We start from the raw sequence: 19,183 nt of genomic DNA, 5'->3' as shown, positions 1-19,183 counted from the left end.
TATCTCAATTTCGTGAGTGTTACTTCGTATTCGCAATGCCATAGTTGGGGTTTTGGTAAGACTCCCTCTTGAGCACCATTCCTTCAAAATCGGCCCGCAGAACCCGGATCGATCCGCGGTGCGTTCCCAATGCCTCGGCTGGGCTTCAGAGGTGGTACGGGCGGTGGGACTCGAACCCACACGGCACTAAGGCCTTCGGATTTTAAGTCCGATATGTCTACCATTCCATCACGCCCGCAGACCTGCGCGCGCGGCAGGCAAAGCCGCGGCCAACAGGGCTGGCACACACTTACAGCCAACCAAATGGATTGAAAAGACGCTCATTCAGATGTGTCGCCACAACCCGGAAAGCGGGACACGCTTGACAGGGCTTACTCGTTCCGATCACGTCGGCCTATCAAGACAAGGAGCGCGCGATGGAGACGGTCAGAAACCCCTTTCGGAATGGGTCGAAGCTGGCGGATCAGGCACCCTATCCGTCGATCGATACATCCGGGCTTGGGCGGCATCGCCTGTTTTGCCCCGATTTCACCCAGACGCCGCTGACGGAGGCAACCGCTCTGGCGCCGGTGGCGCAGCTCTGGGTCAAGGATGAGCGGCCCCGGATGGGGCTGGGCTCGTTCAAGGCGTTGGGTGCGGCTTATGTCATTGCCTGTCAGGCCAGCGAAGCACCCGAAGGCGATCTCAAAGGGCGCACATATGTCACTGCCAGTGCGGGTAACCACGGGATGAGCATGGCGGCAGGCGCGCGGGTTTTTGGTGCTGATGCCGTGGTCTATATCGCAAAAACCGTACCCGAGAGCTTTGCGGACAGGTTGCGGGCCCAGGGGGCGCAGGTTGTGCGGGAAGGGGTCGACTATGCCGCCAGCATGGGGGCCGCCGCGCAGGCGGCGCAGCAGAATGGCTGGACCTTGCTGTCGGACAGCTCTTGGGAGGGATATACCGATCTGCCTTATCTGCTGATGGAGGGGTATTTGCAGATGGCCGTTGAAGCGGCAGAGCAATGCCCCGAACAGCCCACCCACATCTTGTTGCAGGCCGGGGTCGGCGGCATGGCGGGCGCGGTCGCTGCCTATGCGCGCAAAATCTGGGGGGACGCGCCGCAGATTGTTGTCGTCGAACCCGATGCCGCCCCGGCGCTTCAGGCCAGCGTCAAAGCCGGGCACTGCGTCTTCGCCGATGGCCCGGACAGCATCATGGGGCGGCTGGATTGCAAAGAGCCTTCACTGATCGCCCTGAACGGCTTGGCGCGGGATGCCGATCTGTTTCTGACGCTCAGCGACGATGAGGTCTCCGCGCAGCTGCCACGCATGGCCGAGGCGGGGCTGGAGACCAGTGCCTCGGGCGGGGCGGGCGTTGCGGCGGTCATGAACGCCGAGGCGTGTGCGGCGATGGGGATAGACGCGCAGTCGCGGGTTCTGTGCATGCTGACCGAGCAGCCGGCATGACCGCTTTCGCGCCCGAGGAATTTCAGGCGCGACTGCACCGCGCGCAACAGCAGATGGCGCAGGCCGAGCTTTCGGCACTGTTGCTGACCACCGAGCCCGAGATACGTTATTTCACTGGGTATCTGACCCGCTTCTGGGAAAGCCCGACGCGACCCTGGTTCCTGATCGTGCCCGCCTCGGGCAAGCCGGTGGCGGTGATCCCGTCGATTGGCGCTGCCCTGATGGCGCAGACCTGGATTGACGATATCCGTACCTGGAGCGCGCCGGACCTCGAAGACGACGGCGTTACTCTGCTGGCGGACACGCTGGCCGAGTTGACGCCAATGGGCGCTTCGATTGGCTGCCCGGACGGACACGAAACCCATGTCCGGATGCCGTTGGCCGACCTGAAGCGCCTGCAGACCGGAATTGACAGCCGCCGGATCACCGGCGATCAGGGCATCCTGCGCGCCCTGCGCATGGTGAAATCCGAGGCCGAGGTCGCCAAGATACGCGCCGCCTGTCGGATCGCTGCCCGCGCCTTTGCACGCGTGACCGAGATCGCCGCGACCGGTGTGCCGCTGGATCAGGTTTTCCGACGCTTCCAGATGTTGTGTCTTGAGGAAGGGGCTGACTGGGTGCCCTATCTGGCCGGAGGCGCCGAACAGGGCGGTTATACCGACGTGATCTCGCCCGCTACCCGATCGCCGCTGAGGCCGGGCGATGTGCTGATGCTGGATACCGGCCTCGTGCGGGATGGGTATTTTTGTGATTACGACCGTAACTGGTCGGTTGGCCCGGCCAGCGCGCTGGTGCGGGACGCGCATGCGCGGTTGATCGAGGCGTCGGATGCTGCCTTTGAACAGGCCCGCCCCGGTGCCACCGCCGCACAGCTGTTTCATACGATGAACGCGATCCTGACGGATGGTACGGGGGGCACTGATGCCGGGCGATTGGGTCACGGGCTGGGGATGTCGCTGACCGAATGGCCATCGTTGATCCCCGGTGATCACACCACGCTGGAACCCGGCATGGTCCTGACGCTTGAACCGGGTATTGCCGTGGGTGGTAAGATCCTTGTGCACGAAGAAAACATCCTGATCACCGAAGGCGCGCCCGAATTCCTCAGCCCGCGCATCGGGCCCGAGATACCGACGCTATGACGATACTGCCCTATACGCTTGACCCTGACGACGCTGCTGCGGCGCCTATGGGCCTTATTGTTCTGCAAACCGATGAGACGATCGAGCCCGAGTTTCGCAGCCTGTTCGCCGGTGACCCCAGCCCCCTCTACGTTAGCCGCATTCCCAGCGGGGCCGAGGTCAACACCGAGACTCTGGCGCGGATGGAGATCGATCTGCCCGCCGCCGCCGACCTGCTTCCGAAGGCGCGGCGTTACAAGGTGGTGGGTTATGGCTGCACATCGGCCAGCTCTGTGATCGGATCGGACCGGGTTGAACAAATGGTGCAGCAGACCTGCGACGTTGTGACCGTGACCAACCCGTTACGCGCCGCTGCGGCTTGTGCGGCTGATCGCGGCGTGTTGAAATTCGCCCTGCTCTCGCCCTACATCGAAGAGGTGAACACGCCGTTGCGGCAGGCCTTCGCACAGATGGGCATCACGATGGACGTGTTCGGTAGCTTTGGTGAGGCCGAAGAGGCCAAGGTTGTGCGTATATCAACCGAATCCGTTGTAGATGCGGCGGTGCGGCTGGGGTCCGACCCGTCTGTCGATGCCGTATTTCTGAGTTGTACGAACCTGCGCACGTTGGCCGCGATCCCCCGTATCGAGGCGCAGATCGGCAAGCCGGTGCTGTCCAGCAACCAGAGTCTGGCGTGGCATATGAAAGCGCTGAACGCCCTTTGATTGAGCAGAATTGTGTTCGCGTTATCGCTAAAATCACTATTCTGGGTTGCCAGTCCCGCTTGGCTGCGTCTTTAATGCGGGACATGATCAATGAAATCCGGACCAACCGGATAATCATTTGACGCAACAGGGGTCTTGTGACCGACATAAATACCGACGCCGCGTTTGTTGAATTTCAACGCGTTCAAAAGTCTTATGATGGCGAGAATCTCGTTGTCAAAGATCTCAACCTGGCGATGCCAAAGGGCGAATTCCTGACCATGCTCGGGCCGTCCGGCTCAGGCAAGACAACCTGCCTGATGATGCTTGCCGGATTCGAAACCGCCACTCATGGCGAGATTCTTCTGGATGGCAAACCCATCAACAACATTCCTCCGCACAAGCGCGGTATTGGGATGGTGTTCCAGAACTATGCCCTGTTTCCACATATGACGGTGGCCGAGAACCTCTCGTTCCCGCTGGAGGTGCGCAAGCTGGACAAGTCCACGCGCGAGGAAAAGGTCAAGCGCGCGCTGGACATGGTACAGATGGGCGATTTCGGCAATCGCCGCCCCGCGCAGCTTTCGGGGGGGCAGCAGCAGCGGATCGCCTTGGCCCGCGCGCTGGTGTTTGAACCGGAACTGGTGCTGATGGACGAACCGCTGGGCGCGCTGGACAAACAGCTGCGCGAGCATATGCAGTTCGAAATCACCCGCCTTGCGCATGAGCTGGGCATTACCACCGTCTACGTGACCCACGACCAGACCGAAGCGCTGACCATGTCGGACCGGGTCGCGGTGTTCGACGATGGCCGCATTCAGCAACTGGCCCCGCCGGACCAGCTGTATGAAGAGCCCGATAACAGCTTCGTCGCGCAGTTCATCGGTGAAAACAACACGCTGGAAGGCGTGGTCAAATCGATCGACGGCGACAGCTGTGTGGTGCAGCTGGATGACGGATCAGAAATTGATGCGGTGCCGATCAATGTTCACAATCCGGGCGAGCGGACCAAGGTTTCGATCCGCCCGGAACGTGTGGAATTCAACAAGGACCGTCTGCATGCCGACGCGCATACGCTGAAGGCGACGGTCAAGGAATTCATCTATATGGGTGACGTGTTCCGCTTCCGCATGTCGGTTGCTGGCAATGACGAGTTCATCGTCAAGACACGGAACGCCCCCGATGCCATCCGCCTGAAACCCGGACAGGAGATCGAGATCGGCTGGCTGGCACAGGATTGTCGTGCGCTTGACGCATAGACCAAACCGCGCGGCACAAGCGCGGTTTCACTGAGGGACCGGCTGGCGAAAACCCGTGCGTCAGCTGACCATACAACAAACGGGAAGTACTGGGAGTAACACATGAAACCAACCAAAACACTGCTGACCGCAGCGGCTCTGGCGACGGCTGCCGGTGGCGTTTCCGCCGAAGAGATGACCATCGTCTCGTGGGGCGGCGCCTATTCCAAATCGCAGCTCAAGGCTTATCACGAGCCCTATTCGGAAAAGACTGGCGTCACCATCCTGAACGACGACAGCTCGGCCGAAGCGGTGGCCAAGCTGCGCGCGATGAACGAAGCCGGGAACATCACCTGGGACGTGGTTGACGTTGTTGCAGCGGATGCGATCCGCCTGTGCGACGAAGGTCTGGCGATGGAAATCGATCCCGACACCATGCTGGCTCCGGCACCTGATGGCACGCCCGCATCCGAAGATTTCGGTGATCTGCTGGTCAGCGACTGCTTTATCCCGCAGATCGTTTACTCGACCACATTCGGATATCGCACCGACCTGGTGGGTGATACGCCGCCGACAGACGTCTGTGCCGTGTTTGATCTGGAAACCTATCCGGGCAAACGCTCGCTGGAGAAGCGTCCGATCAACAACATGGAATGGGCCCTGATCTGCGACGGTGTTGCCAAGGACGACGTTTATGACGTGCTGGCGACTCCTGAAGGGCAGGACCAGGCTCTCGCCAAGCTCGACACCATCAAGGACAGCGTTGTCTGGTGGTCGGCTGGCGCGGATACACCGCAGTTGCTGGCCGATGGCGAGGTCATCATGGGTTCGACCTATAACGGTCGTCTGTTCAGCGTGATCGAAGAACAGAACCAGCCTGTTGCCATGCTCTGGGACGCGCAGGTATTCGATCTGGACGGCTGGATCATCCCCGCCGGTCTGAGCGAAGAGCGTCAGGCGCGCGCACTGGACTACATCATGTTCGCGACCGACACTCAGCGTCTGGCGGATCAGGCAAAGTGGATCTCGTACGGCCCGGCCCGTGCTTCGTCGGCTCCGCTGGTGGGTCAGCATGCCGAACTTGGCATCGACATGGCACCGCATATGCCGACCGACCCGGAAAACGCCAAGAACACGTTCCTGTATAACTACGAGTTCTGGGCCGACTACCGCGACGATATCGACGCCAAATTCCAGGCGTGGCTGGCGCAATAAGCGTCTGATTTCATGACAAAGTCGGGGCGGTACTTCGCCCCTGACCCCAGAAAGGACCCAAGGGGCACCGATGACTGACGCCACCCAACAAAACTCCGGTCCGATGCTGGCCGCCGATGGAACGCCGCTTAAGCAATCGCTTGCGCGGTCATTAAGACGGCAAAAACTCCGGGCGCTGATGCTGGTGGCTCCTCTGCTGCTGTTCGTGCTGTTCTCGTTCATTGTGCCGATTGCGTCGATGCTGTTCCGGTCGGTGGAAAACAGCATTGTGCAGGAAACCCTGCCCCTGACGGTCGAAGCCCTGCAAAACTGGGACGAAACCAGTGGCGAACTGCCGGATGAGGCGGTCTATGACGCCTTTGTGCGCGACATGGTCGTGGCTGTCGATAACAAGACACATACCCGACTGGGCTCGCGCCTGAACTATGAAGAGACAGGCATGTCCTCGATGTTCCGCCGCTCGGGACGGAAAATGGGCAAGCTGGATCCTGAGACAGATGGTCCATTCAAGGATCAGGTGATCGAAATCCACGAAGGCTGGGGGGAACCGCAGACCTGGGCGGTGATCAAGACGCATTCTCCGGCGATTACAAATGGCTATTTCCTGAATGCGGTCGACATGCAGCGCACGCCCGAGGGCGCGCAATCGCAGCCCGAGGACAAGCAGATTCTGATCAAGCTGTTCGGGCGCACGCTGTTCATGTCGCTGGTGATCACCGCGTCGTGTATCCTGCTGGCTTATCCGGTCAGCTACCTGCTGGCGACCCTTCCGATGCGGGTGTCGAATCTGCTGATGATATTGGTGTTGTTACCGTTCTGGACGTCACTTCTGGTGCGAACCTCGGCGTGGAAGGTGATGTTGCAACAACAGGGTGTGATCAACGAAACGCTGGTTTGGCTTGGGTTGGTGGCCGATGACGCCCGACTTGTCATCATCAACAACCAGATCGGCACGATCATCGCGATGACGCATATCCTGCTGCCGTTCATGATCCTGCCGATGTATTCTGTGATGCAGACGATACCGCCATCCTACACCCGCGCCGCGAAATCGATGGGCGCAACCAACTGGACGACCTTCTGGCGCATCTATTTCCCGCAATCCATTCCGGGCATCGGCGCGGGGTCGATACTGGTCTTCATTCTGGCGATTGGTTACTACATCACGCCCGAGATCGTGGGTGGCACCAAAGGTGTCTTCATCTCGAACCGGATTGCCTATCACATCTCGTCCTCGCTGAACTGGGGACTGGCGGCGGCGCTGGGTACGATTCTGTTGGGCGTCGTGCTGCTGCTCTACTGGTGTTACGACAAGATCGTCGGCATTGATAACGTGAAGCTGGGATAATCGACATGGCCGCACTTACTCCGATTTCCCGCAAACCTTTGTCCATGGTTCTGCCCAGCGTCGCGCTCGCAGGGGCCTTCGCCGGTATCTTTGTCGGCGCAGGCAATGGCGCGGTGTTTCTTGGCATCATTGGCGGCGCGGCTCTGATCGCGGCGCTGGCCTGGGTTTACATTACTGTCTTGAAGAACGAGCAAATGGCCCGCTGGATCACCATTTTGGGCTTCGGCATCGCCGGATTTCTGTTTTCGGGTCCGATGGGCGGCGTTCTGGGTCTGCTGGGCGGCTGGTTCTTCGCATGGTTCATCTACTGGCTGTATGAGGGCCGCTATCGCCGCAAATTGCTGCCGTATCTAACCCCGAAACAGGTGTTCTATCACTACCTGTTCCGAGTGATCTGTGGCGCGATCTTCGTCTTCCTGATTACTCCGATCCTTGTGGTACTGCCGCTGTCGTTCAACGCGCAGGACTTCTTTACCTTCACGCCGGAGATGCTGCGGCTGGACCCTGAGGGGTACTCGCTGAAGCATTACCGTGACTTCTTCACCAACAATGAATGGCAGCGCAGCTTCAAGAACTCGCTGATCATCGCCCCGATTGCGACGGTGATCTCGGTTTCGCTGGGCACGCTGGCGGCCATCGGCCTCAGCCAGAGCCATGTGCCAGGTCGCCGTGCCATCATGGGCATCCTGATCTCGCCCATGATCGTGCCACTAATCATCTCGGCCACCGGCATGTTCTTCTTCTACAGCGATATCGGTCGCTTCATGGAAGGCACGCTGGGCATGAACAAGAACTTCGTGGGCTATGTGAAAGTAATCCTTGCCCACGCCGTTCTGGGAATTCCCTTTGTCATCATCACCGTGACTGCGACGCTGGTGGGCTTTGACCGCTCGCTGACGCGGGCGGCAGCGAATATGGGTGCGGGGCCGGTGCGGACCTTCTTCAAGATCCAGATGCCGCTGATCCTGCCGGGCGTGATCTCGGGTGGTTTGTTTGCCTTCATCACTTCGTTCGACGAGGTGGTCGTGGTGCTGTTTGTCGGCTCGGCCAGCCAGAAGACGCTGCCATGGCAGATGTTCACTGGTCTACGCGAACAGATCAGCCCGACCATTCTGGCGGTGGCGACCATCCTCGTCGTGATCTCGATCGCGCTGCTGACCACGGTCGAATTGCTGCGCCGCCGGTCCGAGCGTCTGCGGGGCCTTTCCCCCGCTTGACGCAAGCGCAGGCCTGATCTAACGATTTAACCGTTCATCCCAGCCGCGATGGCGTCGCGGACGCACTGGGATGATCGGCTCTCGGACCCCGAGACCGCCTGTCCTGAACGCCGGGACAAGTGGCCGGGTTTGCCGCCCGGCAAAGATGAGAGACCAGACCATGACAAATCGCCCCGAATTCTTCACCTGCCACAATGGCGACAAAGCACCCCTGCCTTTCAGCAAGGGCGAATATGACCGCCGCCTTGGCAAATTGCGTGCCATCATGGCGGCGCGGGATATTCCGGTGGTCCTGCTGACCTCGATGCAGAACATCGCCTATTACTCGGGCTTTCTGTATTGCGCCTTTGGCCGTCCCTATGGCTGCGTCGTCACGCAGGACGCCTGCACGACCGTTTCGGCCAATATTGATGCTGGCCAGCCCTGGCGCCGCTCGGTCGAGGACAACGTGATCTATACCGATTGGAAACGCGACAATTATTGGCGCGCGGTGGCCAGCCTGATCGGCGGCGCGAAACGGATCGGGATCGAAAGCGATCACATGACTCTGGCCGCGCGCGATACAGCTTCGGCGATGCTGGGCCAGCCTGAAATGGTCGACATCGCGCCCGACACCATGGCGGCCCGTATGGTGAAATCCGCCGAAGAGATCGAGCTGATCAAAGGCGGCGCACGCACCGCTGATGTGGGCGGGGCTGCCATCCACGCCGCCATCCGTGAAGGCGCAACCGAGATCGAGATCGCCATGGCCGGTCGCGACGCGATGGAGGCGGAGATCGCCCGCGCTTATCCCGACGCAGAATACCGTGACACTTGGGTCTGGTTCCAATCTGGCCTCAACACCGATGGCGCGCATAACCCGGTCACCAAACGGGCGCTGCAAAAGGGCGATATCCTGTCGCTGAACACCTTCCCAATGATCTCGGGCTATTACACCGCGCTGGAACGGACCCTGTTTCTGGGCGAACCCGACGCCGAAAGCCTGCGCATCTGGAAGGCCAACGTGGCAGCCCACGAATTGGGCCTGAGCCTGATCAAACCCGGCGCGACCTGTTCCGGCATCACCGCCGAGATCAACCGTTTCTTCGAAGATGAGGGCCTGTTGCAGTACCGGTCCTTTGGCTATGGCCACTCCTTCGGCGTGCTCAGCCACTACTACGGGCGCGAGGCCGGTCTGGAACTGCGCGAAGATATCGACACCGTGCTGGAACCCGGCATGGTCGTCTCAATCGAGCCGATGCTGTGGATCCCCGAAGGCCAACCCGGTGCGGGTGGCTACCGCGAGCACGATATCCTTGTGGTTGGCGACGACGGGGCCGAGAACATCACCGGCTTTCCCTATGGTCCCGGCCACAACATCATAGGCGCCTGAGAAAACGCGTAGGGTTCAAGGTCAACCCTTTGCCGTAAGTGGTGAGGTTAAGCGATAACATAGCTCGGAGCGCATTGACCGCTCCGAGCCCAATCTTACCAATGCTGCGTCGTAAAGCGACTTTCCCTTTGCATACATACCTTTCGGGCATACCGCGGTTCCTGCTATAGATCGGGTCAGGAGGGATGTTTAAATGAGCAGAATTGCCTTCGAAATGCGGGACCAGATGGATGGCATGTCGGAAGCCGATTTCGAAGACGCCATGGGATTGAGCAAATCTGCATTCCGCGACTATCTAAGGGCGGCCGCAGACCAAGAGGATAAGTGCCTTGCGCAACAGGGCGAACCCGCCCCCAATTTTGCCGCTCACACTCTGAACGCTGAAGGAAGTATTTCTTCAGGACTTCTCAACCTGTCCGATCTTCGCGGCGCTCCTGTCTCGCTGATTTTTGGGTGCTACACATGCCCGGTTTTCCGTCGCCAATCAGATAGAATGAAGCAACTGATTGAGCGCTATGGTGGTCACGTGCAGTTCGTTTTTGTCTATGTTCTGGAGGCGCATCCAACAGATGGGTGGAATACTGAATCAAACAGGGCCGCCGGAGTAATGTATGCCCAGCCCACCAATTTGGAGGACCGTGCGAAAGTAGCAAATGATTGGAGAACGGCATACGAATTCAACAATCCGGTGGTGCTGGATTGGCCAGACGATCGAATAAACGCGGATTATGCAGGAGAACCAGAACGCCTCTATGTGTTGGACCGTGACGGCATCGTGACCTTCAAGTCGGAACAGGGACCTTACTACGATAGCCATCTCGAGGACTGGGCCGCCGCCCTAGAAAATGTCGTCCGCTCAACTTAGGCGAACTTGCAGTCTCTAGGCCCTTGGGCATCAATTTTCGCAGACGACCAGTCTGTCCAACAACCTGAAAACAGCCATTCGACACCTAGATCTTCTGAAGCTTTTTGGAGAGCCTCTGTTCAAAATGGCTTCTCAATAGCAAGAAATCTTGTCCAAGCGTGCATCGCAAAACGCGAAAGGCTGGGATACCGCCCTACCGCTGCGCGCGTTCGTAAAAAATGAAACCCAGAAAGTTCAGCAGCAGCTGCGCGGCCAGAATCTGGGTGCTCTCGGTTGGGTCATACGAAGGCGCGACCTCGACCAGATCGATGCCCGCAACGTCTCCGCGCCTGGCCAGCCCCTGTAGTATCTCCAGCACATCATAGTACAGAAACCCGCCATGGCTGGGTGTGCCGGTTCCGGGCGCAATCGACGGGCAAAACGCGTCGATATCAATGGTCACATAGTACCGCGCTCCCTCCGGGATTCGGGCCAGCACGGCTTCGGGTCCCAGTTTGCGCACTTGTCGCACCGACAGGATATCCGACCCGCGCGCGCGGGCATCCTCGTACCCTTCCTTCGCGGTGGACGAGACATTGCGAATGCCCAGTTGCGTCATGCCCGAGACATAGTCTTTTTCAATCGCCCGTCGCATCGGGTTGCCGTGCCCGGCGGTCACGCCGTGGCGTTCATCGACGAAATCCAGATGCGCATCGATCTGAACCACGTGGATCGGACCGTTTTCTGCGCAATCCTCGGCAAAGGCGTTGATGCAGGGGATGTTGATCGAATGATCCCCGCCAATTGTGACAGGCAAAGCGCCTGCTTTCAGAATCTTGCCTACGCCATAGGCGATGTTGGCATGGCTCTGGTCGGTTTTGGTGTGGATGATATCCGCATCCCCCAGATCGACCATCCGCACCGAGCCATCAAGGTAAGTCGCGTCATCCTCGTGATCATAGGCCCCGGCATGGCCGAAGCTGAACAGGGTCGAGGCCTCGCGCACGGCGCGCGGTCCAAATCGTGCGCCGGGCCGCCATTGCGTGCCGAAATCAAACGGCGCACCCAAAATGGCGACATCGGCATCGATCTGATCCCAATCCGCGATATAAGGCGACTTCGCAAAGGTTGAAATCCCGACGAAAGGCAGGTTCAGCCGCCCTGACTCATACCCGTGATCTTGCATGCACATTCCCGACATAGCCTGATGCTCTGATACATCATGGCCACCTCGCATCCGGTTGTCGAGCGATCACCTAGGCGCGCTTCTCGCCGATCGAGGTTACGCCCAAAACCGACAGCACCTTGGCCTCGATCTGTTCGGCATTCATGCCTGCGACCGCGTACATATCTGCGGGGCTGGCCTGGTCGATGAAGATATCCGGCAGCACCATCGAGCGGTACTTCAGGCCCGCATCAAAGACGCCCTCATCCGCCAAGAGCTGCGCAACATGGCTGCCGAACCCGCCCACAGCGCCCTCTTCGATGGTGATCAGCGCCTCGTGGTTCGCGGCCAGATCAAGGATCAGGTCTCGATCCAGCGGCTTGGCAAAGCGCGCATCGGCGATGGTCGGGGTGATGCCGCGTGCCGACAGAGCCTCGGCGGCCTTTTGCACCTCGGCCAGACGGGTGCCGAATGATAACAGCGCCACGCGGGCACCTTTCTGAATGATGCGTCCCTTGCCGATCTCCAGCACTTCACCGCGTTCCGGCAGGTCAATACCCACACCCTCTCCCCGTGGATATCGGAACGCGATGGGGCCGTCATCATGGGCCACGGCTGTGGCGACCATATGCATCAGTTCTGCCTCATCGGCGGCGGCCATCACCACCATGCCCGGCAGATTGGCCAGATAGGCAATGTCGAACGAGCCCGCATGGGTTGCGCCGTCAGCCCCCACAAGCCCCGCGCGGTCGATGGCAAAGCGCACCGGCAGGCGCTGGATCGCCACATCATGCACCACCTGATCGTAACCGCGCTGCAGGAAAGTCGAATACATCGCACAGAACGGCTTCATCCCGCCTGCCGCGAGTGCTGCTGAGAAGGTCACCCCATGCTGTTCCGCAATCGCCACGTCGAAACAACGCGACGGGTAGCGCTCGGCAAACAGGTTCAGCCCGGTGCCATCGGGCATCGCGGCGGTGACGGCCACGATCTTGTCATCGCGCGCCGCTTCCTCGACCAGCGTCTTGCCAAAGACCGAGGTATAAGAGGGCGCGTTAGAGGGTGCCTTTTTCTGCTCACCCGTCACCACGTCGAACTTCGCGGTCGCATGGCCCTTGTCGCGGGCCTGCTCGGCGGGGGCATAACCCTTGCCCTTCTTCGTCAGCACATGGATCAGGATCGGCCCGGTCGCCTTGGCCTTGACTGCCCGCAACACCGGCAGCAACTGGTCCAGATCATGCCCGTCGATGGGGCCGAGATAGGAAAAACCCAGTTCTTCAAACAGGGTGCCACCCATGGCCATGCCTTTCAGCATGTCCTTGGCACGCTTGGCCCCCTCGCGGAACGGTTCTGGCAGCAGCGACACCGCACCCTTGGCGGCAGCTTTCAGCTCGTGAAACGGTTCCTCGGCATAGATGCGCGACAGGTAGTTGGACAAGGCCCCGACGGGGGGCGCAATGCTCATCTCATTGTCGTTGAGGATCACGATCAGGCGCTTCTTCAGATGGCCTGCATTGTTCATCGCCTCAAACGCCATGCCCGCCGACATCGAGCCATCGCCGATCACCGCAATCGCATCACCAAGCCCCTCGGGCGTCACACCGCCCAGATCGCGCGCCACGGCAAACCCCAGTGCGGCGCTGATCGAGGTGCTGGAATGGGCCGCACCAAACGGATCATAAGGGCTCTCGCTGCGCTTGGTGAAACCGCTGAGGCCGTCTTTCATGCGCAGGGTGCGAATGCGGTCGCGGCGTTCCGTCAGGATTTTATGCGGATAACACTGGTGGCCCACATCCCAGATGATTTTGTCGCGGGGAGTGTCAAAGACCGCGTGCAGCGCCGTGGTCAGTTCCACCACGCCCAGACCCGCGCCCAGATGCCCGCCGGTCACGGACACGGCCGAGATCGTCTCGGCCCGCAATTCCTGTGCCACCTGATGCAACTGCGCGTCCGAAAACTGCCGCAGGTCCGCAGGGCGGTTCACAAGGTCCAGCAAAGGCGTATTCGGGCGGTCAGACATATGGCATTCCTGGCTTAGCTGTCCCGGGCAATAACGAAGCGGGCAGCCTGCTTCAAGGTTTCTGCCTTCGGCCCGTACCCATCAAGCGCCGCGCAAGCCTGTTCAACCAGTTCGGCTGCGCGGGACCTAGCGGCATCCAGACCCAGAAGCGAAACAAAAGTGGCCTTGCCCGCATCCGCATCCTTCTGCAGCCGCTTTCCGGCCTTTTCGGCATCCCCCTCAACATCAAGAATGTCATCGGCGATCTGAAAAGCAAGGCCAAGCGCTTGGGCGTATTGGCGCAAGGGGGTCGGGTCTGCCTGCGCCAGACGCGCCCCAGCGCACGCTGACCATTCAATAAGGGCTCCGGTCTTTCCCGCCTGTAAGCGCGTAATCTGATCCAATGTCAGCGGGTCTGACGTCTCCGCTGCGATGTCCAGGGCCTGACCCAGAACCATCCCTTGCGCCCCACTCGCTTTTGCCAGTGTTAGGGTCAAATCGGCGCGGATTTCGGCATCGCCAACCTCGGGTCGGGCGCAAAGCTCAAAGGCCAGTGTCTGCAGCGCATCCCCAACCAGAACGGCGGTGCCTTCGTCCCATTTCACATGCACTGTGGGCCGCCCGCGGCGCAGGTCATCATCATCCATACAGGGCAGATCATCATGCACCAGCGAATAGGCGTGCAAAGCCTCAATCGCAGTGGCGGGCCAGATCGCTCGGGTTTCATCGACCCCATGCAACCGCGCACTCTCGAGCACCAGAAACCCGCGCAGACGCTTGCCGCCCTCGGTGGCGTAGGCCATGGCCCGGGTTACGTCCAGATCGTCCAGCCCCCCCAGAACCAGATCGAAATGGCCCTGAATCCGCGCCGCGTCCTGCGCCAGCCTGTCACGAAACATTTACTGACCTTCGACAGGCGTCGTCCCGGTGGGCTGACCATCCGCGTTCAGCGTGATCGCGGCCACCTTTTCCTCGGCGCGCTTCAACTCATCCTCACAGCGTTTCTTCAACGCCGCCCCGCGCTCATACAAAGCGATCGACTGATCCAAGGCCACATCCCCGCGTTCCAGCTGGCCCACAACGGCCTCAAGCTCTTTCATCGCCTGTTCAAAGGTCATCTGTTCGACTGGAGTATCGGTCATCTTGCTGCCTTCATCAGTTCTTCCACATGGGCGCGTGTCGCCGCGGCCAATGCGTTCAGATCATACCCGCCTTCCAGAGTCGAGACGATACGGCCACCGCAGACCTCATCGGCAATCTTGCACAGCTCGGCGGTGATCCAGACGAAATCGCCGGTTGACCAGTTGAGATTGGCCAGTGGATCGTCCTGGTGCGCGTCAAACCCGGCGGAGATGATGATCAGTTCCGGCTTGAACGCGCGCAAACGAGGAAAAGCCTGCGCTTCATACGCTGCGCGCATTTCCGAACCGCCGGTGCCGGGGGCCAGCGGCATGTTCAACACCGTCTCAAACGCGCCGGTTTCATCCGCGCGCCCTGTGCCGGGCCACAGCGGCATCTGCTGGCTGGTGATCACCAGCGCCCGCCGTTCATCCCACAACAGGTCCTGCGTGCCATTGCCGTGATGCACATCGAAATCCACCACCGCGACGCGGCTCAGCCCGTGGTGGTCCAGCGCATGTTTGGCCGCCAGCGCCGCATTGCCGAACAGACAAAATCCCATCGCCGTCTCGGATTCTGCATGATGGCCCGGAGGACGAATTGCGCAGAACGCATTCCCAACCTCTCCGCCTAGGACCAGATCGACCGCCCGCACGGCAGCCCCCGCCGCGCGATAGGCCGCGTCGACCGATCCCGGCGACAGGAACGTATCCCCATCGATCTGAGTGAACCCCTCAACCGGTCTGGAACGCCGAATTTCGTCGATATGGCTCTGCGGATGCACCCGCAACAGATCGTCATCCGCCGCCATCGGAGCCGTCCGTCGATCCAGCTCCAAAGGCTCTAACGCGTGCAAAACGTGCTCCAACCGCGCCACCCGTTCCGGGTGCCCGTCCGGGGTCACATGCCCCAGACAATCGGCATGGGTCAAAAGCGCAGTCTTCATCGGGATCCCATCTTCATCTGGCTAAAAATATCCTCGCCGAAGGCAAAAATCGCCGCGTAGCGGCTAAATCAATCCGGCGCCAACATATACCCGGCCCCGCGCACGGTCTGCAAATACCGAGGCTGCTTGGGATCCTGCTCGATCTTACGCCTTAGCCGCGTGATCTGCACATCCACCGCCCGTTCTTGCGCCTGCCCCTTGTCGCGGCCCAGATCTTCAACCAGCTTTGCCCGGCTGATCGGTTCGCCGGGTTGGGCCGAGAAAATCTTCATCAATTGGCTCTCGGTTGCAGTCAGACGTACAGGATCATCCCCCTGCCACATCTCGCCGCGTTCGATGTCGTAACGGATCGGCCCGAGGCTTAGTATCTTCGCCGCGGTCTCCTGCGCCGGGGTCTCGGGCATACGCCTTAGGATCGCGTTGATCCGCAACAGCAGCTCTTTAGGCTCGAACGGCTTGGCCAGATAGTCGTCCGCCCCGGCTTCGAGACCGGCAATCCGGTGCTCGGTCTCACCTTTGGCGGTCAGCAACAGGATGGGAGTCGTATGGGTCTCGCGCAGGGCGCGCGTCAGGCTGACACCGTCTTCGCCCGGCATCATCACATCCATCACGATCAGATCAAAATCCAGCCCCGACAGCACCCGCCGCGCATGGGCGGCATCCCGCGCCGATGTCACCAGAAACCCGCTGCGCATCAAAAATTTCTTGAGCAGATCACGAATGCGCTCGTCATCGTCGACGATCAGAAGATGGGCGTCCATATCGCTCATGAAGTCGTATCCCGCAGTTTCGTATATGCACGACGCATATCAGCATCCATCATGGCTTCAAGCACTTTGCGAAAACCGGCTACCGCTTCGGGGCCTGCATCCTTGAAAGCGGCCCGCATCCGGGCCCGTTGGGCATTGGACAGCGTGGCCTCCAGTGCTTTTCCTTTATCTGTCAGAAATAGGTGCCGTTCGCGTTTGTCCACCTTGCCGACGCGGCTTTCGACCAGCCCGTCCTCGATAAGCGTACGCAGCACCCGGTTCAGCGACTGCTTGGTCACCCCCAAAATGGCCAGCAGGTTGTTCACGGTGGTTCCCGGCGCGCGGTTGACGAAGTGAATCGCCCGGTGATGGGCCCGGCCATAGGCCATCTCCGAGAGGATACGATCAGGATCAGCCGTAAAGCCGCGATAGGCAAAGAACATCGCTTCAATGCCTTGCCGCAACTGCTCATCCGTCAGAAATAACAGGCTTTCTCCGCCAAAGACCGGGGCGCGACGGATTTCCGACATCACAGACCTCATACGCAATACCATCCAAGTTTATGTCAGCCTTATTGACATTCCAAGGGCGCACAGGTATCGAATCGCAGTTTTTGCGCAATAATATGTCCGATGTGGACCTAAACGGCGCAATATTCGGAAATTCAACCCGGTTCAGGAGGTTTCGCATGGCGGGGTATGATGATCGTGATGGCACCATCTGGGTAGATGGCAAACTGGTCCCATGGCGTGAGGCGAATGTGCACATCCTGACCCACGCGATGCACTATGCCTCGTCGGTGTTCGAGGGTGAGCGCGCCTATAACGGCAAGATCTTCAAAAGCCGTGAGCATTCCGAACGTCTGATCGCCTCGGCCGAGGCTTTGGACATGCCTATGCCGTACACCGTGGACGACATCGAAGCCGCCAAGGAAGAGACGCTGAAAGCCAGCGGTCTGAAAGATGCCTATGTGCGGGTACTGGTCTGGCGCGGCTCGGGCGAGGATATGGGCGTGGCTTCGGCCAAGAACCCCGTGCGGATGGCCGTCGCCGTCTGGCCCTGGGGCGCGTACTACGGCGACGCGAAGATGCAAGGGGCCAAGCTTGACATTGCCGAATGGAAACGCCCCAGCCCCGAAACCATCCCGGTGCATGCAAAAGCCGCTGGCCTTTACATGATCTGCACCATCTCGAAGCATAAGGCCGAGGCCAAGGGATGTTCGGACGCACTGTTCATGGACTGGCGCGGTTATGTGGCCGAGGCGACCGGGGCCAACGTGTTCTTCGTCAAGGATGGTGAAGTGCACACTCCGCTCGCCGATTGCTTCCTGAATGGCATCACGCGCCAAACCGTCATCCAGATGCTGAAAGACAAAGGTATCACCGTCCACGAACGCCGCATCAACCCCGAGGAGATGGCTGATTTCGAACAATGCTGGCTCACCGGAACCGCCGCCGAGGTGACGCCGGTCGGTCAGATCGGGGAGTATACCTTTGAAGTTGGCGACCTGACGCGCGAGATTGCCGAGGACTACGAAAAGCTGGTCCGCGCATAATCAAAAGCCCTTGAAACCCTCGCCGCAGCGGGGGTTTTTGTTGCAGGACGTGCAATTCTTCGTGCAGATCGTCCCGTGCCGTGGACTTGGATGATCTGCGCGGTATCTTTGGGTTATGTTGGACCTGCTCAGCGATATACTGACCCGCCTCTCGCTGCGGGGTACATTCTACTTCCGCACTTCGTTCACACCGCCCTTCGGCGTTCAGGTGCCGGGCTTCGAGAACGTTGCCCGGTTTCACTTTGTCCAGCGTGGTGAGCTGAAGGTGCACATTCCCGCAACGGCCGAGACCTTGCGCCTGAAGCAGGGCGACCTGATTCTGATCCCGCATGGCGCCCCGCACGCGCTGCTGTGCAACGAGGTGACGCCCCTTGACGCATTGCCGCTGGAACAGGTCCTTGAGATCGCCGGCTATAAGGATGACGGCGTTCTGGTCTATGGCGGTGCGGATGAAGACCGCGACACGCAACTGATCTGCGGTCATTTCTCATTCACCGGTCCAGCGGGGCGCGGCGGTACCGGGCATATGCTGATCGACCGGTTACCGCATTACATCCTGATCCAGAATTACGGGGAAGAGGCCGGTTCGTGGATTGAGGCGACATTACGCATGATCGGGTCCGAAGTATCCGGCGCACGGATTGGCGGGGATCTGATTGCGTTGAAGCTGTCCGAGGTGCTGTTCGCACAGGCGATCCGCGCCTATCTGGAACATCAAAGCCCCGACGACGCGGCACTGGCGGGCTTTGCGGACCCGCGTATCTCGCGCGCGTTGACGGCATTCCACCAGTCTCCGGCGCAGGATTGGAGCGTGGCGACACTGGCGCGCGAGGCCGCGATGTCGCGCACTGCATTTGCCCAGCTTTTTGCCGAGAAGATGGGCACCACTCCGATGCAATACCTGACCGATTGGCGCATGCAGATTGCGTGCCATGGCTTGACCGAGGGCCAATGGAACGTAGCCGATGCAGCGGCCGAGGTCGGTTATGCGTCCGAGGCGGCATTCTCGCGCGTGTTCAAGAAACAGGTGGGCGTATCGCCTGCTGCGTATCGGGCGATGCACTGATCCGATCCAAATTCCGAACGATCTGCAAAGCATCGTAAACGATCTGAGCTGCTACGTTCGCAAGTCCGCACATATCC

General features: G+C 60.0%; 18 protein-coding genes and 1 tRNA gene. 11 read left to right on the top strand and 8 right to left on the bottom strand.

All coding sequences use genetic code 11. From position 1 onward, the window contains the following. Positions 1–152 precede the first annotated feature (152 nt). A tRNA-Leu gene (locus ACR3EN_RS05125) sits at positions 153–238 on the bottom strand. 178 nt (positions 239–416) lie between these two features. Between ACR3EN_RS05125 and ACR3EN_RS05120 the strand changes: the two genes are divergently transcribed. From ACR3EN_RS05120 to ACR3EN_RS05080, 9 genes are all read left to right on the top strand, one after another. Then, positions 417–1,448, top strand: a complete 1,032-nt coding sequence (locus tag ACR3EN_RS05120) for a pyridoxal-phosphate dependent enzyme (protein ID WP_480824016.1) — start codon at positions 417–419, stop codon at positions 1,446–1,448. After that, entirely contained in the window at positions 1,445–2,590 is a 1,146-nt protein-coding gene (locus tag ACR3EN_RS05115; protein ID WP_480824018.1) for a M24 family metallopeptidase, read from the top strand. Before ACR3EN_RS05120 ends, ACR3EN_RS05115 begins: the two co-directional genes overlap by 4 nt. Then, a complete protein-coding gene (locus ACR3EN_RS05110) occupies positions 2,587–3,294 on the top strand; it encodes a maleate cis-trans isomerase family protein (protein WP_480824020.1) in 708 nt (235 codons plus the stop codon). The genes ACR3EN_RS05115 and ACR3EN_RS05110 overlap by 4 nt, the downstream gene beginning before the upstream one ends. Before the next feature lie 137 nt (positions 3,295–3,431). Then, on the top strand, positions 3,432–4,532 hold the full coding sequence (locus ACR3EN_RS05105) for an ABC transporter ATP-binding protein (protein ID WP_480824022.1): 1,101 nt from the start codon (positions 3,432–3,434) through the stop codon (positions 4,530–4,532). Positions 4,533–4,634: 102 nt separating this feature from the next. Then, complete coding sequence (locus ACR3EN_RS05100; RefSeq protein ID WP_480824024.1) at positions 4,635–5,726, top strand: extracellular solute-binding protein; 1,092 nt, start codon at positions 4,635–4,637, stop codon at positions 5,724–5,726. A 70-nt stretch (positions 5,727–5,796) separates the two neighbouring features. After that, the gene (locus ACR3EN_RS05095; RefSeq protein WP_480824026.1) at positions 5,797–7,074 is read left to right on the top strand and encodes an ABC transporter permease; all 1,278 of its coding nucleotides are present in this window, start codon (positions 5,797–5,799) and stop codon (positions 7,072–7,074) included. A gap of 5 nt (positions 7,075–7,079) precedes the next feature. Continuing rightward, complete coding sequence (locus tag ACR3EN_RS05090) at positions 7,080–8,291, top strand: ABC transporter permease (protein ID WP_480824028.1); 1,212 nt, start codon at positions 7,080–7,082, stop codon at positions 8,289–8,291. Positions 8,292–8,451: 160 nt separating this feature from the next. Continuing rightward, a complete protein-coding gene (locus ACR3EN_RS05085) occupies positions 8,452–9,663 on the top strand; it encodes an aminopeptidase P family protein (RefSeq protein ID WP_480824030.1) in 1,212 nt (403 codons plus the stop codon). Positions 9,664–9,856: 193 nt separating this feature from the next. Continuing rightward, positions 9,857–10,528, top strand: a complete 672-nt coding sequence (locus tag ACR3EN_RS05080) for a deiodinase-like protein (RefSeq protein WP_480870912.1) — start codon at positions 9,857–9,859, stop codon at positions 10,526–10,528. Between the two features lie 193 nt (positions 10,529–10,721). On the opposite strand, the gene speB is transcribed toward ACR3EN_RS05080, so the two are convergent. The 7 genes from speB to ACR3EN_RS05045 all read right to left on the bottom strand — a co-directional run bounded on the left by speB (position 10,722) and on the right by ACR3EN_RS05045 (position 17,015). Further along, on the bottom strand, positions 10,722–11,693 hold the full coding sequence (gene speB / locus ACR3EN_RS05075; protein WP_480824034.1) for an agmatinase: 972 nt from the start codon (positions 11,691–11,693) through the stop codon (positions 10,722–10,724). Between the two features lie 70 nt (positions 11,694–11,763). Continuing rightward, a complete protein-coding gene (gene dxs / locus ACR3EN_RS05070; RefSeq protein ID WP_480824036.1) occupies positions 11,764–13,692 on the bottom strand; it encodes a 1-deoxy-D-xylulose-5-phosphate synthase in 1,929 nt (642 codons plus the stop codon). Between the two features lie 14 nt (positions 13,693–13,706). After that, on the bottom strand, positions 13,707–14,570 hold the full coding sequence (locus tag ACR3EN_RS05065) for a polyprenyl synthetase family protein (protein ID WP_480824038.1): 864 nt from the start codon (positions 14,568–14,570) through the stop codon (positions 13,707–13,709). Continuing rightward, complete coding sequence (locus ACR3EN_RS05060) at positions 14,571–14,813, bottom strand: exodeoxyribonuclease VII small subunit (protein ID WP_480519961.1); 243 nt, start codon at positions 14,811–14,813, stop codon at positions 14,571–14,573. Further along, on the bottom strand, positions 14,810–15,736 hold the full coding sequence (locus ACR3EN_RS05055; RefSeq protein WP_480870914.1) for a histone deacetylase family protein: 927 nt from the start codon (positions 15,734–15,736) through the stop codon (positions 14,810–14,812). Before ACR3EN_RS05055 ends, ACR3EN_RS05060 begins: the two co-directional genes overlap by 4 nt. A 68-nt stretch (positions 15,737–15,804) precedes the next feature. Next, positions 15,805–16,506, bottom strand: a complete 702-nt coding sequence (locus ACR3EN_RS05050) for a response regulator (protein ID WP_480824042.1) — start codon at positions 16,504–16,506, stop codon at positions 15,805–15,807. Continuing rightward, complete coding sequence (locus tag ACR3EN_RS05045) at positions 16,503–17,015, bottom strand: MarR family winged helix-turn-helix transcriptional regulator (RefSeq protein ID WP_480824044.1); 513 nt, start codon at positions 17,013–17,015, stop codon at positions 16,503–16,505. The genes ACR3EN_RS05050 and ACR3EN_RS05045 overlap by 4 nt, the downstream gene beginning before the upstream one ends. Positions 17,016–17,173: 158 nt before the next feature. Between ACR3EN_RS05045 and ACR3EN_RS05040 the strand changes: the two genes are divergently transcribed. Further along, positions 17,174–18,040 (top strand): branched-chain amino acid aminotransferase, encoded by an 867-nt coding sequence (locus ACR3EN_RS05040; protein ID WP_480824046.1) that lies wholly within the window; start codon positions 17,174–17,176, stop codon positions 18,038–18,040. Positions 18,041–18,155: 115 nt separating this feature from the next. Continuing rightward, positions 18,156–19,106: an AraC family transcriptional regulator gene (locus tag ACR3EN_RS05035; RefSeq protein ID WP_480824048.1), complete on the top strand. Its 951-nt coding sequence runs from the start codon at positions 18,156–18,158 to the stop codon at positions 19,104–19,106. Positions 19,107–19,183 lie beyond the last annotated feature (77 nt).

Source organism: Ruegeria sp. G7 (genome assembly GCF_056535465.1).
The sequence above is the reverse complement of the archived record's forward strand: the minus strand, read 5'-3'. Positions and strand labels throughout refer to the sequence as shown.

Coding starts and splice junctions, on each gene's coding strand:
- ACR3EN_RS05120 (WP_480824016.1), top strand. CDS start 417: ATGGAGACGGTCAGAAACCCCTTTCGGAATGGGTCGAAGCTGGCGGAT.
- ACR3EN_RS05115 (WP_480824018.1), top strand. CDS start 1,445: ATGACCGCTTTCGCGCCCGAGGAATTTCAGGCGCGACTGCACCGCGCG.
- ACR3EN_RS05110 (WP_480824020.1), top strand. CDS start 2,587: ATGACGATACTGCCCTATACGCTTGACCCTGACGACGCTGCTGCGGCG.
- ACR3EN_RS05100 (WP_480824024.1), top strand. CDS start 4,635: ATGAAACCAACCAAAACACTGCTGACCGCAGCGGCTCTGGCGACGGCT.
- ACR3EN_RS05095 (WP_480824026.1), top strand. CDS start 5,797: ATGACTGACGCCACCCAACAAAACTCCGGTCCGATGCTGGCCGCCGAT.
- ACR3EN_RS05090 (WP_480824028.1), top strand. CDS start 7,080: ATGGCCGCACTTACTCCGATTTCCCGCAAACCTTTGTCCATGGTTCTG.
- ACR3EN_RS05085 (WP_480824030.1), top strand. CDS start 8,452: ATGACAAATCGCCCCGAATTCTTCACCTGCCACAATGGCGACAAAGCA.
- ACR3EN_RS05080 (WP_480870912.1), top strand. CDS start 9,857: ATGAGCAGAATTGCCTTCGAAATGCGGGACCAGATGGATGGCATGTCG.
- speB (WP_480824034.1), bottom strand. CDS start 11,693: ATGCAAGATCACGGGTATGAGTCAGGGCGGCTGAACCTGCCTTTCGTC.
- dxs (WP_480824036.1), bottom strand. CDS start 13,692: ATGTCTGACCGCCCGAATACGCCTTTGCTGGACCTTGTGAACCGCCCT.
- ACR3EN_RS05065 (WP_480824038.1), bottom strand. CDS start 14,570: ATGTTTCGTGACAGGCTGGCGCAGGACGCGGCGCGGATTCAGGGCCAT.
- ACR3EN_RS05060 (WP_480519961.1), bottom strand. CDS start 14,813: ATGACCGATACTCCAGTCGAACAGATGACCTTTGAACAGGCGATGAAA.
- ACR3EN_RS05055 (WP_480870914.1), bottom strand. CDS start 15,736: ATGAAGACTGCGCTTTTGACCCATGCCGATTGTCTGGGGCATGTGACC.
- ACR3EN_RS05050 (WP_480824042.1), bottom strand. CDS start 16,506: ATGAGCGATATGGACGCCCATCTTCTGATCGTCGACGATGACGAGCGC.
- ACR3EN_RS05045 (WP_480824044.1), bottom strand. CDS start 17,015: ATGTCGGAAATCCGTCGCGCCCCGGTCTTTGGCGGAGAAAGCCTGTTA.
- ACR3EN_RS05040 (WP_480824046.1), top strand. CDS start 17,174: ATGGCGGGGTATGATGATCGTGATGGCACCATCTGGGTAGATGGCAAA.
- ACR3EN_RS05035 (WP_480824048.1), top strand. CDS start 18,156: ATGTTGGACCTGCTCAGCGATATACTGACCCGCCTCTCGCTGCGGGGT.